The sequence below is a fragment of the Rhizobium sp. BK098 genome, from assembly GCF_014193155.1.
Classification (GTDB): domain Bacteria; phylum Pseudomonadota; class Alphaproteobacteria; order Rhizobiales; family Rhizobiaceae; genus Rhizobium.
Window position 1 is genome coordinate 1 of record NZ_JACHYY010000029.1, and the last position, 13,665, is coordinate 13,665.

Annotated in this window: 9 protein-coding genes; 7 read left to right on the forward strand and 2 right to left on the reverse strand. The window is 53.3% G+C overall.

Features of this window, described 5'->3' with window-relative positions; all coding sequences use genetic code 11:
• Positions 1 to 443 precede the first annotated feature (443 nt).
• Positions 444 to 1,583 carry a YaaC family protein gene (locus tag FHT73_RS28810; protein WP_183716460.1) on the reverse strand — a complete coding sequence of 380 codons (1,140 nt, stop codon included), beginning with the start codon at positions 1,581 to 1,583 and terminating at the stop codon, positions 444 to 446.
• Between the two features lie 645 nt (positions 1,584 to 2,228).
• Here FHT73_RS28810 and FHT73_RS28815 point away from each other — a divergent pair.
• From FHT73_RS28815 to FHT73_RS28845, 7 genes are all read left to right on the forward strand, one after another.
• Positions 2,229 to 2,990: an FRG domain-containing protein gene (locus FHT73_RS28815; RefSeq protein WP_183716462.1), complete on the forward strand. Its 762-nt coding sequence runs from the start codon at positions 2,229 to 2,231 to the stop codon at positions 2,988 to 2,990.
• A 113-nt stretch (positions 2,991 to 3,103) separates the two neighbouring features.
• Complete coding sequence (locus FHT73_RS28820; RefSeq protein WP_183716464.1) at positions 3,104 to 4,654, forward strand: class I SAM-dependent DNA methyltransferase; 1,551 nt, start codon at positions 3,104 to 3,106, stop codon at positions 4,652 to 4,654.
• Positions 4,651 to 5,988 carry a restriction endonuclease subunit S gene (locus tag FHT73_RS28825; protein ID WP_183716466.1) on the forward strand — a complete coding sequence of 446 codons (1,338 nt, stop codon included), beginning with the start codon at positions 4,651 to 4,653 and terminating at the stop codon, positions 5,986 to 5,988. Before FHT73_RS28820 ends, FHT73_RS28825 begins: the two co-directional genes overlap by 4 nt.
• Complete coding sequence (locus tag FHT73_RS28830; RefSeq protein WP_183716468.1) at positions 5,985 to 7,592, forward strand: FRG domain-containing protein; 1,608 nt, start codon at positions 5,985 to 5,987, stop codon at positions 7,590 to 7,592. Before FHT73_RS28825 ends, FHT73_RS28830 begins: the two co-directional genes overlap by 4 nt.
• A gap of 64 nt (positions 7,593 to 7,656) precedes the next feature.
• On the forward strand, positions 7,657 to 8,664 hold the full coding sequence (locus FHT73_RS28835; protein WP_183716470.1) for a DUF4268 domain-containing protein: 1,008 nt from the start codon (positions 7,657 to 7,659) through the stop codon (positions 8,662 to 8,664).
• Positions 8,657 to 9,076 carry a hypothetical protein gene (locus FHT73_RS28840; protein ID WP_183716472.1) on the forward strand — a complete coding sequence of 140 codons (420 nt, stop codon included), beginning with the start codon at positions 8,657 to 8,659 and terminating at the stop codon, positions 9,074 to 9,076. Before FHT73_RS28835 ends, FHT73_RS28840 begins: the two co-directional genes overlap by 8 nt.
• The gene (locus FHT73_RS28845) at positions 9,073 to 12,294 is read left to right on the forward strand and encodes a type I restriction endonuclease subunit R (RefSeq protein ID WP_183716474.1); all 3,222 of its coding nucleotides are present in this window, start codon (positions 9,073 to 9,075) and stop codon (positions 12,292 to 12,294) included. The genes FHT73_RS28840 and FHT73_RS28845 overlap by 4 nt, the downstream gene beginning before the upstream one ends.
• Before the next feature lie 416 nt (positions 12,295 to 12,710).
• Here the strand turns inward: FHT73_RS28845 and FHT73_RS28850 are convergent, their stop codons facing one another.
• Positions 12,711 to 13,541, reverse strand: a complete 831-nt coding sequence (locus FHT73_RS28850; RefSeq protein ID WP_183716475.1) for a hypothetical protein — start codon at positions 13,539 to 13,541, stop codon at positions 12,711 to 12,713.
• Positions 13,542 to 13,665 lie beyond the last annotated feature (124 nt).

Consider the following 13,665-nt stretch of genomic DNA (forward strand, 5'->3'; position numbering starts at 1 on the left):
CCAGATACGATAAGACCCAAAAATCATTCTCGGCATTCCTCGCTTTGGCCGCAGCCAAAATATGGCTGCCATACTTTGTCAACAGGGCCTAAGACGTCATGCGGTGACAGAACTTTTCCGTATCTGTTGGCAATCTTGTATTGGAGACGCTTAAATTTGCAATGCAAATGATCAACCAGAGGAGCGTCAACTTGTGAGCCGAGCTTATCATTACACGGTTTGCAAACGCGATTAATTGTCAAAGTGCCGCCGATCGCATCGGGGAAAACGTGCTCTAAGGTTGGCTCGCGTTCTTCATAGCAGAAGATACATTGCACTCTGAATCACCTAAGCCTAACTGGAATTTGTTTAACATGAAGATTATGTACTCGGCTCTCATCAACGACAATACGCAATAAGCTTGGCCACTGTTAATAAACCGAGGTTTGTCTATCAGACCCAGCTTAACTGTAGAGAAATATAGTTTTTTCCAATTGCCCGAGCGCGAGCATTGGGACTCTATGGAGTGAATGTTCCACAAACTCTTGAATAAGCGAGGTTATGTAAGACCCTTCACGAAGTTCTTTTATCCAGTATTGTGGATAGTATCTGGACAGCATGCCAGTTATATAAAGGCCTATATAAAAGTAACCGAATTCATTCAAGGGGGATTTTGAGGAAACTATGTAGTAAATATTTCGACTTTCCAGAAATATTTCAGCTAAAGACCAATTCTGCCAAGGCTGTTTTGCCGTATCAATTTCAATTTGTATGGAAACTCCCGTTGAATTATTTAATCCAAAGATATCTATGTTTTCAACCATTGCGGAATTAAAATTGTATTGTGATATAATGTCGTCAAAGATTTGCTGTGGGGCAGGATGAATTATATATCGAATTTGACGGGATACCTCGGCGCCGTTGGTATCCACGATACTCTGCACTTCGTTTTGGCCTCGCGCTAGCTTTGGTTGTTCTCCAAAGGAGCGGATACTGTTTATCATTGAGGGGATGTGTCTCATACACTCACCAAGAGTTATGGCATTATCTGGTGGTGGCAGCGAGCGTAGCGGTGTCCCGGCGTCACCAGCGGCGAGATTGGTTCTCGATGTGGCGCCATTGACAGTCGTCCAGGTACAATAAAGCGGAAAATGGGAAGCATACTGATACCATAGGCCGAAGAGTCCCGAGATTGAGCCGTTACTCCTTTTAAGAGTATGCGCGGCAAAATCCCAGAGGGATTGGTTTCGCGTGAGCTCAAGACCATGGCCATTGAAGTGCGATGGTCGCCGTTCGAAACTGTCGTCCCCGCTTCCTTTCCAGAGGATCTCTGCATTCGCCAATGCAGTAATCGAATAATATGCAAGTAATGCTCGTGTTGTGTCCCCTCCTGATCGTGCTGCGTCCGAAAATTCTTTAGCTTGTGCTATAGTGTAAGAAAGTTGTTGCATCTGCTTTCTAACATTTTGCTTTTGTGATTGAGGTAACATTCTGCCGGACATCAGCATTTCTGTAGTTCTTTGGGTATCTTGAAAACGCGAAAATCTGCGCCACACAGCATCGTATGCCTTGCTCTCGCCTAGTTCCACAAATTGAAATGACATCGCATCCGACCTCCGTTGGGAAGGTCAAGATACAGGTTCTTCGTGGATTGGATCAGATGTGAGACCTATGGACGTAATTGACCCACAAGATTTTTCTACTATTCGTATATTCTACGATCGCCTTGGAATAAATTATTCGAAGGATGGTGTAATTTACTTGGACTTAACTAGTTTCTGAAGCTGTGTTGCTCTTCGTGTCGTTCAGTGCGACCTCATGAGGCAATGAGCGAGTATTTTTGGATTTAGGTTAAGTCAAATGAGTCCGTTGCCGGGCATTGCTGAATTTCAGCAAACTGCGATTTACACTAAGCTTTGCGTAATCAAAAACTGGTGCTGCTAGAGAGATTTGAAATCTGGCTTAAGCTAGTAATATCAATATATTAATAGATAGTTTGTAACGATGTAACGGTCGGAATTTTGTCCTCGGTTCGCCCCTGGAATGAGAACTTGTGGCCTTCGCTACAATGCGGCTCGGCGGGACTATTAGTTCAGACATCCGCGAGACGCTCATTCTATGACGCTTATCGATGAACCCCGCGAATCATTCATAGTAACTTCAACTAGTGACTGATTTGATCACTTCTGTTTAACGTTATTGCTGTAGGTGTAAAAAGACTTTTTGTTTCAACGTGAAGATGTGAGCGCATGGGAATTTTTAGGGGCGAAACGGTACTTTGCAGAAACGTTATGCAGATTGGCTGCGGCTCGTGGTCAGAATTCAGAAGCAAGATTCTAACCGACTTCGCTCCCGACGGGCTCTTTCGTAAAGGGCAGTTTCTGTTTCGAGGGCAGGGTCAAGATGCGTGGAGCTTGAGCACCTCGTTTGACCGATGGTATCGGGGCGAACGCGGAAGCAAGGACAAGATCGCTGACTTGCTACTTCAAGAGTTCACCTCCGAGTGTGAACTCGAGGATATGCCGGACACGCTGCGCAACGACAAAATGGCCATGCTTGGGCTTGGTCAGCATCATGGCCTACCTACGCGTCTTTTAGACTGGAGTGAGAGCCCGTTTGTTGCGGCGTTCTTCGCATTCAGCGGCCATGTTCGCCAAGGGATCAATTTGGAAAAGTACGTCGCGGTGTGGGTTCTTGACCCAAGCAATGCTGCGTGGACAGAGACTTCTGGATGCCCAATCGTGAAGGTGCCTGCTATCTGGAACCCCAGGATCAAGAATCAGTTTGGCAAATTCACGTATCTGAAAAATCCAGCTAACTCATTGGAGGAGTATGTTGGTCAGTTCCAGGAAGGTGAAGTGAGTCTGAAGAAATATACTATACCAGCTGGGGATTTTCGAGCGGCGATGTCCGAACTCGATGCAATGGGATTGTCTCATGCTCGTATCTATCCTGGACTTGAAGGGAATGCACGCGCTGCAGAAGTCCGGGTGACGCTGGAGCGTAAGTAGCTGCTTGGCTAGGCAGCGACAAAGCTTGGCAACCCAGGATAGCTTTCTGAGCTTTACACCCCGAACCCAACCATTCTAAGGTCCGCCTGAACTGATTTGAGGGGACGGCCGTAATGGCAAAAGAGAGTAATGGCGACCTCGGCTTCACGGCCGAGCTGTTTAAGGCTGCGGATAAGCTTAGGGGCAATTTGGAGCCCTCAGAATACAAGCATGTCGCGCTTGGCCTCATCTTCCTAAAGTATATCTCGGACGCCTTTGACGGCCTTCACGCCAAGCTGGAGGCAGACGAATTTGCTGACGCGGAAGACTCGGAGGAATATCTCGCCGAAAACGTATTTTGGGTGCCGAAGGAGGCCCGCTGGAGTCATCTTCAGGCCAATGCCAAGCGGCCGGAGATTGGCAAGCTGATCGACGAGGCGATGGAGGCCATCGAACGCTTTCCGTCAAACGAGGGGCTGAAGGGCGTCCTGCCGAAGAACTACGCTCGCCCGACGCTGAACAAGACGATGCTGGGTGAACTAATCGACCTATTCTCCAACATCGGGCTGCATGACACATCCGACAAGGCAAAGGATCTGCTGGGCCGCGTTTACGAGTACTTCCTCTCCGGCTTTGCAAGTTCCGAAGGCAAGCGTGGCGGAGAGTTCTTCACCCCCCGTTCAGTAGTTCGCACGCTGGTCGAGATGCTGGAGCCCTATAAGGGCCGCGTCTATGACCCCTGCTGCGGATCTGGCGGCATGTTCGTGCAGTCGGAAAAGTTCATCGAGGAGCATGGCGGGCGGCGCAATGACATTGCCGTCTATGGCCAGGAGATCAACCACACCACCTGGCGTCTCGCAAAGATGAACCTCGCGGTGCAGGGCATCGATGCCGATATCCGCTGGAATAATGAGGGCAGTTTCCACCGCGACGAACTGCCGGACCTGAAGGCCGATTTCATCCTCGCCAACCCGCCCTTCAACATATCCGACTGGGGCGGCGAGCGGCTGGCGGAAGATGCCCGATGGAAGTTCGGTATTCCGCCCAAGGGCAATGCCAATTTCGGCTGGCTGCAGCACATCATCCACCACCTCGCCCCGCGTGGCACGGCTGGTGTGGTACTGGCCAATGGCTCCATGTCCTCGCAACAGAGCGGTGAAGGCGAGATCCGCAAAGCGATGATCGAGGCGGATCAGGTGGATTGCATGGTGGCCCTGCCCGGACAGCTCTTCTATTCTACCCAGATCCCTGCCTGCCTCTGGATATTGGCCCGCGACAAGAGCGCCAATGGCCACCGCGATCGGCGCGGCGAGATACTCTTTATCGACGCCCGGAAGCTCGGCTTTATGGTAGACCGTGTGCGTCGCGAGTTCACGGCTGAGGACGTCGAAAGGATCGCGGGCGCCTATCACCGCTGGCGCTCGAAGCCGGAAACGCGGGCGAAGAATGGCTGGGCGGACTATGCAGACGAGCCGGGCTTCTGCAAATCGGCCGATCTGAAGTTGGTGCGTGAGCACGGCCACGTACTAACGCCGGGGCGCTATGTGGGCGCGGCGGATGCCGAGGATGACGGGTTTTCATTTGCGGAAAAGTTTCAGGGATTGAGGGAGACGTTGCTCGCGCAGTTTGAAGAGGGACGACGGCTGGAAGAGCGTATTGTCTTGAATCTGTCGGAGGCATTATGACCTCGTGGCCTGTCGTAGAGTTCAGTAGCCTTTTGGCGGAGCCGACACGCAACGGCGTCTATAAGTCAAAAGAATTCCACGGTCGCGGGGCGAAAATGGTGAATATGGGCGAGCTTTTCGCCTATCCCAGACTTCCGGCGGTTCCAATGAAGCGGGTTGAGTTGTCGACAAGCGAAGAGCGGCGATTCAAATTGGAGGTAGGCGACCTTCTCTTCGCGCGTCGCTCGCTTGTGGCCGAAGGGGCTGGCAAGTGTTCGATAGTAATGGAGCAAACCGAGGTAACTGCATTTGAAAGCTCCATCATAAGAGCACGTCTTAATAGGAGCATGGCTGACCCGCTCTTTTACTTCTACTTTTTCAACTCAACTCCTGGAGTCCACGCTCTTGATACTATCCGTAGGCAGGTGGCCGTCGCTGGCATAACCGGAACGGACCTCGTTCGTTTGAAAGTTCCAGCTCCCACGCTGCGATTCCAAAATAAGGTTTCCAGCATTCTCGGCTCCCTCGACGACAAGATTGAACTGAACCGGCGGATGAACGGGACGCTAGAGGCGATGGCGCAAGCGATCTTCCGCGACTGGTTCGTTGACTTCGGCCCCAGCCGCCGCAAGCTGGAGGGGGCGGCCGATCCAATCACCATCATGGGAGGCCTCGTGCAGGACCCTGAGCGGGCACAAGCGCTTGCCGATCTCTTTCCCGGTACGCTTGGAGATGATGGGCTGCCGGCTGGGTGGGAGGAAAAGCAGGTAGGGGACGTTACAGTTCTACTGAAAAGAGGCCTTGCGCCCTCCTATTCTGATAACGGTATCCTAGTCATCAATCAGAAGTGCATACGCAACAAAGCTGTCAATCTTGCCGCCGCTCGACGACACGATGAGGCGAAGAGGCCGGCTAAGGACAGACGTCTTGAAGAATATGACGTGGTCGTAAATTCCACCGGAGTTGGCACTCTGGGTCGCGTGGCTACCGTGCGAGGGCTTAAAGAGCAGGCAACCGCAGACAGTCACGTCACAATCTGCAGGGCCGACACTTCAAAGCTTTCAAAGCTAGTCCTGTCACTTTTCATGGAAGGACAGGAAGCTCTCATTGAGACTATGGGGCACGGTTCTACTGGCCAGACGGAACTCAGCCCAGCGTCGCTCTCCGCTATGACATTTACCGTTGCACCGAAGCCAGTGCAGTTGGCATTCGATAACTTTGTGGTCCCCCTACGCAACCTGGTGACTTCTAATTCAGAGCACTCGTTGACCCTTGCAGAAACCCGCGACCTTCTGCTCCCAAAACTGATGTCGGGAGAAATCCGTTTAGGTGAGGCAGTTGAGGTGGCTGCATGAGTGAACTGCGCCCTGGCACTGCAGAGTATCTTATCAAGTGCGCTCCTGAGGCTCTCGCCCAAATGGCCGGAGGCAATTTGGGCGCCGTGGTGGAGGCCATGGGAGATCACTCTAAGTATCTGTTGGATGGGGACGCGAAACTTGGCGATTTATCTGGTCTCGTTGCGAAAGAGTTGAAGCGACTAAAGAAAAAGCCTGCGCCACGCAAAACTCGGCTTCTGCCATTACTGGAGGACTGGCGAACAGTCGCAGTTAAGAACCGTCCGTATTACCTCTCGCTTCCTATCTGGCCTGATTTTGCGGCTCCAAACAACACCGTCGATGGTCTCCTACCCACATGTCGAGTGCTGGGGTGGGACCATTTTGTCGAGGCCATGAGGGATCCGGGCCAGAACAGAGCTAGGCATGAAGTCATCTACCGCGGTCAACGCGGTTATGATTGGTCATTGGCGTCAACGCTCACACGGCAGTTTTCGGATGGACGGATTCCGGACAACGAGAGAGATGAGCTGCTGACTTACTTTCGTCTCGCGATGCGTGGGAGAGGTCCTGATTTAACCACGATGGAGGATGGTGACGTCTGGGCTTATGGTCAACATGTCGGCCTCGCAACACCGCTGCTCGACTGGTCGAAATCACCCTTCGTCTCCCTGTACTTCGCGTTCGCCGAAGGTGACAATGAAAACACTGAAAACCATAGTAGGGCAATCTTCTGTCTTGATATGACACGTCTGAAGGTGGCTTTGCCTGAGCTATTTATTGAACCAAGATCGAACGACAATGCGAGATTGGTGAGTCAGGCTGGGCTTTTCACCTTGACGCCGTCAGGGACCGAGAATTTCGAATCCTACATCATCAATGCTCTGCAAGAGAGTTCAGCAATTGATTTTGAAGGATTCGAAGACCTTCCGACACCGGAAGACGGCTTTGAGTTCCCCTCAAATGAGATCGCCAAAAAACTGGCGCCATACATCTGCAAGATTCATATTCCCAACGTCCGGCGTAAAGAATGCCTGGCGATGCTCCGAAAAATGAATATCCATCACGGCAGCCTCTTCCCTGATCCTTTCGGCGCGGCGCAGTATTGCAACGACTGGCTTCTCCGAAAAATTCAGGAGGACCAGGATGAACACAGAGCTGCTATAAACGAAAGATTGGCTGCGGAGGCCGAAGTTAAGGCGTCACGAAGCGCCGAACGGGCCGAGGACGCCGTGAAAGAGGCCGAGCTTGCATCCGAAGCCGCGGTCGGCACAACCTTGGAAGAACAGGTTGCACACGCAATTTCCCAGCACGCTGCGTTGATCGTCGAGGATATCGATGCGGTAGAGTGGGCAAGAAAGATCATTCAAAACTATGCCAAGCTCGAGAGTATTGACTGGGTGCGCAGGGAAACAACCAGGGCGAACGTGAAAAGAGGACTGTCACGCCAATTGAGTCTTCTCGGCGCTGGCAATCTGGCAAACAAGTTGTCAGAACAACTTGTTGAGATTTTTGATGCCGAGTATCGAAAGGTCAACAACCTCAATTTCGAAGGTAACGGAAAGCCAAGCTATGATTTCTTTGCGGCTGCCCGGCCCGAGCAGTCATCAGAGACTGGCCGTTGAATTCGTCGTCATCTGACTGGGTTTTTCGCTGATCATTGACTAGCAGGGGGAGGATAAGAAACACATGCTCACGCTCGGTCGTCTGACCAAAGTAGAGCTTCGGGATATCTGGAAATCCGAGTCTCAGGATTTTACCCCCTGGCTCGCGCAGCCGGAAAACATCACCGCTCTCGCAGAAGCCTTGAGTATGGAGCTCGAGATCGAGGCTCGCGAACGCGAAGTGGGCCCGTTCCGGGCGGATCTGCTTTGCAAGGATCTGATCGATGACTCGTGGGTTCTGATCGAGAACCAGTTGGAGCGCACGGACCATTCGCATCTGGGTCAGCTTCTGACCTATGCGGCCGGTCTTCAGACGGTGACTATTGTCTGGATCGCTTCGCGGTTCACGGAAGAGCATCGGGCAGCGCTGGATTGGCTGAACGAGATTACCGACGAGCGCTTCAAGTTTTTTGGGGTGGAGGTAGAGCTTTGGCGCATTGGTGATAGCGTTGCTGCACCGAAGTTCAACATCGCGTCCAAGCCGAATGAATGGACACGCTCCATCACCCAAGCTAGCCGGCGGATCGAAAGTGAAGCCCTTTCTGAAACCAAGAAGCTGCAACTGGACTTCTGGGTCGCACTTCAGAAGGCGCTTGAAGGACATGCATTTCTGCGTTCCCGCAAGCCGAGGCCGCAGCATTGGACGACTTACTCCATAGGCCGAACGGGGATGCATCTTGGTGCAATTCTCGACTCTCAGAAAAGCCGCATCGCCGTCGAGCTTTATCTGGGGGATGAGAATGCCAAATCCTTCTTCAGTCAGTTGAAGGCGGAACAGGTTGCCATTGAAGCCGAGCTCGGACACGCTCCCGCATGGATGGAGCTTCCCTCTCGCCGTGCATGCCGGATTGTAAGCTACAGGACTGTCACCGATCCCCTTGATGAGGCGTCCTGGCCGGAGTTGATCGCCTGGATATCAAAGATGCTGGAAGCTTACTACCGCACCTTTCACAAGCGGGTTTTGAAGTTGAACGCATCTACGAGCGTGGGCGATAGTCGCGCCGATGAGGCCGAGGGAAGCAGCGATGTCTGATGCCTATGATCTCCCAGAAGCGGCACAGACGGCTGTATTCAATCTTGCTGAGGAAATAAACCAGCGAGCCCCAAGACGTTCGGTCCATCGTTTGCAGCGGATTTGCCATTCCGGAATTTTTGGTGGTGACTATTGCCACCGCAGCCTTTGGGATGAGTTTTGCCATGAACAGCAGAACGGGCTTTATTTCGATGAGGATGTCTGGGGCGAAACCTTGGAGGGGTTGCTTCCGGTTGAGGTGCGGCGGCTGACGCCGGGCGAATTTGAAAACGTCTGGCTTGCGTCTGTGCGGGAGGTTGAAGATCTCAAGACCGCTCCGCGTGTTCAGGCCGATGTACACGGGGAGTTTCGCTCCGCCCTGGAAGCGCTTGCTTCAACAAGAGACCTTGGACGCTTTGAGGTTTGGGAATGACTGACGATATTTTTTATAGCCAGCCCGAAGCGAAAGATGCGCATTCCGGCTTCTCCGAAGGCCTTGTCGAAGAAGTCGTTCTCTCGACCTTCCAGGAGTTGGGCTACCTTTACCAGCCTTCGCAGGTCATTTCACCTGATGGCTCCGCTCCAGCCCGTCTAGCCTATGGCGATGTATTGCTTTCGGATGTGCTTACCGCAGCCGTTGAGAGATTGAACCCGAACATTCCCCCAGATGCCCGCGAACAGGCCATTCGCCAGCTTTCGATCAGCGAGACACCGTCTCTGGTTGAAGAAAACCGCCGCATCCATCGCCTGATCACCGACGGTGTCGATGTGGAGTTCGGCATCGGCGATGGGGAGGTGAAGGGCGACAAGCTGTGGCTGATTGACTTTGAGAAGCCGGATAACAACGATTTCTGGGTGACCAACCAGTTCACCGTGGCTGAGGGCAAACATACACGGCGGCCCGATGTGATGGTCTTCGTCAACGGGCTGCCGCTTGGCATTATCGAACTGAAAAACGCCGCAAGCGAAAACGCCACTATCCATGAAGCTTATAACCAGCTTCAGACCTACAGGGAGCAGATCCCCTCGCTGTTTCGCGCCAATGCGGTGATGGTGGCTTCTGACGGTATGCTGGCGCGGATCGGCTCGTTGACGGCGGACGAAGAGCGTTTCATGCCCTGGCGCTCCGTCACCGGCGCGGAGGGGGATTTCACGCCCCATGGCCCCTATGAGATGGACACGCTGCTGCGCGGTGTGTTCGACAAGGAGCGCTTCCTGGCCCTGATTCGCGAATTCACCGTGTTTGGGGATCTTGGCGAAGGGCCGTTCAAGATTATTGCCGGTTACCATCAGTTTCATGGTGCCCGCAAAGCCATTAATAGCGCCATTGAGGCGGCAAAACCCGCGGGCGACCGCAAGATCGGCGTGATCTGGCACACACAAGGCTCCGGCAAGAGCTTGCTAATGGCTTTTCTGGGTGGTCTGATCGTGCGCTCACGCGAGCTGGAAAACCCTACACTGATTGTGCTGACTGATCGGAACGATCTGGATGACCAGCTCTTTGGCACGTTCAGCCTATGCAAGGATTTGATCCGCCAGACCCCGGAACAGGCGGACAGCCGCGATGATCTGCGCAAGCTTTTAAACCGGGCCTCGGGCGGCGTGATCTTCACCACCGTTCAGAAGTTCACGCCGGAAAAGGGTGAAGAGGTGTTTCCGGTGCTGACGGAGCGCCGCAACGTCATTATCATGGCTGATGAAGCGCATCGTAGCCAATACGGTTTTGACGCCAAGCTGAACCGCGAGACCGGCGTGCGCCGATATGGCTATGCCCATTACATCCGTCAGGCCTTGCCGAACGCCTCCTTCATGGGTTTTACGGGAACACCGATTGAAGCCGAAGATGTGAACACTCCGGCCATCTTTGGGGAATACATCGACATCTACGACATCAGCCGTGCGGTGGAAGATGGAGCGACGGTTCCCATCTACTATGAGAGCCGTCTGGCTCGGATCGAGCTGAACGAGGATGAAAAGCCTAAGATCGACGCCGAGATCGAGGCCATGCTCGAAGACGAGACGCTGACCGAGCAGGAAAAGCAGAAGGCGCAATGGACCACGGTCGAACGATTGGTCGGTTCCAAGAAGCGACTGGCTCAGATTGCTGCCGATCTGGTCGAGCATCTTGAGAAGCGTATCGAAGGTCTGCCGGGCAAGGCAATGGCCGTATGCATGAGCCGCCGCATTTGCGTCGATCTGTACAAAGAGATCATTGCCTTGCGTCCCGATTGGCATTCGGATGATGACGAAAAGGGATCCGTGAAGATCGTCATGACCGGATCTGCCTCCGATCCTCTCGAATGGCAGCCGCACATCGGCAACAAGAAGCGCCGGGATGATCTCGCCAAGCGAGCGCGAAAACTCGATGATCCGTTGAAGCTGGTGATAGTTCGTGACATGTGGCTGACCGGTTTCGATGCGCCCTGTATGCATACCATGTATATTGACAAGCCGATGCGCGGCCATGGGCTGATGCAAGCTATCGCCCGCGTCAATCGCGTCTTCAAGGAAAAGCCGGGTGGTCTGGTGGTCGATTATATCGGCGTCGCCGCCAACCTGAAAAAGGCTCTTGCTCAATACTCGCAATCTGACCGCGATAAGACCGGGATCGATGAAGAGGAAGCCGTTGCCCTCTTGCTGGAGAAATACGAAATCGTCCGAGGAATGTTTAACGGGCACGATTACAGCCTAGGCGTGACAGGCAAACCTGGGGAGCGGCTGAAGGCGCTGGCGGATGGTATCGACTGGATCTTGAAATGGAAACAAGCGGAAGCTGCCAAGGTGGAGAGTTCGGAGGCTAAGAAACAGGCGCATCGCCGTTATCAGGATGCCGTCCTCGAACTTAGCAAAGCCTATGCCCTGGCTTCTGCTAGCGATGCCGCAACGGAGATCCGCGATGAGGTAGGCTTCTTCCAGGCCGTTCGTGCTGCCTTGGTGAAAACCACGGCCGCTGGCAAAATGTCGGACAAAGCAAAATCGCTTGCAGTGGAACAGCTCCTCAATCACGTCGTAGCCAATGCCGAGATTGTCGACATTCTAAAGGCTGCGGGGCTTCAGTCACCTAACATCTCCGTCCTCTCCGACCAGTTCCTTATAGACGTTCAGAATATGGAGAAAAAAAACCTCGCGCTGGAGGCCCTTAAGAAACTTCTGAACGGTGAGATCAAGAGCCGGTCCAAGACCAACGTCGTTCAATCCAAAACCTTTTCGCGTCGGCTCGAGGAAGCCGTTGCCCGCTATCATGCCAATGCGATTTCCACGGTAGAGATGATCCAGGAGTTGATCGCGCTCGCCAAGGAGATGCAAGCCGCCTTAGCTCGAGGGGAAACACTGGGTTTGTCCCCTGAAGAGGAAGCATTTTACGATGCACTCGCGGCAAATGCCAGTGCAGTCGAAGCTTTGGGAAGTGAGCAGCTATGTGTTATCGCTCACGAACTCGTGGAGCAAATGCGCAACTCTGTTACTGTGGATTGGCAACACAAGGCCAGTGCGAGGGCAAGGATGCGAGTGTTGGTGAAGAAGATACTCAAGCGATTTGGCTATCCACCGGATCTACAAAATGAAGCCGTACAGACTGTCCTGGCGCAAGCCGAGTTGCTGCTGAAGGAGATTTCGTCACTAGCAAGTGATGGGACAGAATTTCGCCGGTAGTGTAGAAACAGCGAACGCCGTTCGGCTGGTTTCACGGACCAAGCGACCGTTGCTTCGAACTCATCAGTCGGGACATAATGTGCGGGCGCCGCTCGGTCCGCTATAATGGTCGTCGGAGATAATCTATAGTGGGACATCCAGCGTGCCGTGGACGACTGTACAAGTCTCAGCCACCTGACCTTCTGATCGTCGGCCGCCGCTGATCAGCGTAAGGGCGGTTAAGGTAAAAAGCCTGTAAATGCGAGAGCGTTACGGATCTGATTGCAGCTATACAGAACAGGTTTTTCCCAAACCGGTGAGTAATTAAACCACCGCGAGGTCCTGGCTACGCGGTAAACGTACATGGGAGGAATCTGCGACCTAATAACTTGTCTTTATATAATCGACACACATACAAGCCACCACAGTTCCTTCCGCTATTCCTTCATCTCCCTCCTTACCTTCCTCTGAAGGCCGGCAAGCGCGCGCTCGATGACGCGCGCCATTTCCTTGTAGGCGATGTGCGTTCCATATGGGCCGGCGCCAATCCTGCTTCTCTTCGGCATCTTGCTTCCCCGTGCCTTGTGCCAGCTCGTGAAGTAGTTTCTGTAAAGCCGTGCATAATCCAGTTTTGCATCTTCCCGGATCTGGAGACCGAGCACGCCGGCCTGGAGAAACCTTTGGCGCCTCGTTTCCTCAATTCTGTTTTTGACCGAGGAGCGTAACATCGCTGAGGCACCGCCTGGTGTCGGTTTGTGGATGCCAAACGTCGGTAGCATGAATCGAAAAAAGTTAGCTTGCAGTTCCGTGAATCTGAAATTGGCCATTGCAGCAAATTCACTGATTCCGGCCTCTCTGCATCCGGCCTGTCCCAAGGTGACCTCGATCCGGACCCGTTTCTCTTCTTCCGCAAGTTCCTCACGCGTGCCGGCAGCCTTGTTCTGCTTATCGAGCACCTTGTTTTGTATCCGCCACATTGCTCGAGGATCATCCTTTTCGCCGATATAGAATGTGGATGTGTAGGGCGGGGACCTGTCAGAGCTGGGCGTCATGCGGTCGACTATGTCGAGTCGTGGATCGGCTCCGTTTCGAGAAACAATATAGTCTACGGGCTTAACGAGACCTGGCACGAACCTAGGCCACGTCCGGCCCCGGTTCAGGACCTTCGTCGTGGGGAAGAAATGCCTCACCAGCACGCCATAAAGGCGTGCCCTGGCTTCCTCTCCGGGATCCTTTGGATAGGCGTCGATGCTGATTTCGATACCCACTACGATCGCAGCGGAGGCAAACCCATATTCTGTTGGTTTTCACGCGGAACTGAGCCGGTCAGGCGCATAATTTCCATTGAGAATTGAGCCATGTGAACCTTCCCCCAACGCGGTGAGCGACAGG